Origin of the sequence: Brevibacillus reuszeri (genome assembly GCF_002897295.1) — a bacterium.
GTDB classification, from domain to species: Bacteria; Bacillota; Bacilli; order Brevibacillales; family Brevibacillaceae; genus Brevibacillus; species Brevibacillus reuszeri_A.
The window spans coordinates 1-433 of the sequence record NZ_BEXF01000153.1; the positions used below are offsets into that span (position 1 = coordinate 1).

Below are 433 nucleotides of genomic sequence, written 5' to 3' on the forward strand. Positions count from 1 at the left end.
AAGCGTCTCAGAGGAAACCTTCAAGGTTGTTCAAACAGCCGTTGATTACGCCGCAGCTTCTGGCGGGCATTTCGACCCGACCATCGGACCGATCGTCGATCTATGGGGAATAGGCAGCGAGCATGCGGCCGTGCCAGAGGATCGTAAATTGACTGCGGCAATGCAGAAAATTGACTACAAGAATGTGACCTTGGAACCTTCCTCACACGCCATCATGCTGAAGAAAAAAGGCATGTCGCTTGATCTCGGCGCAATCGCCAAGGGCTATGCCGCCGATGTGATCGCGGATTATTTGCAGCAGCAGGATTTCAAATCCGCCATTATCGATCTAGGGGGCAATGTCCTCGCGATGGGTGCAAAACCGAACGGTTCCCCCTGGCATATCGGTATTCAGGACCCCGGGGAACAACGCGGGCAGCACCTGGGCACCCTT

General features: G+C 54.7%; 1 protein-coding gene. It reads left to right on the plus strand.

The window, feature by feature from the left end; translation table 11 throughout:
- Positions 1-433 (plus strand): FAD:protein FMN transferase (locus C3B52_RS35935; RefSeq protein WP_164685097.1); only part of this gene is annotated, 433 nt, incomplete at both ends.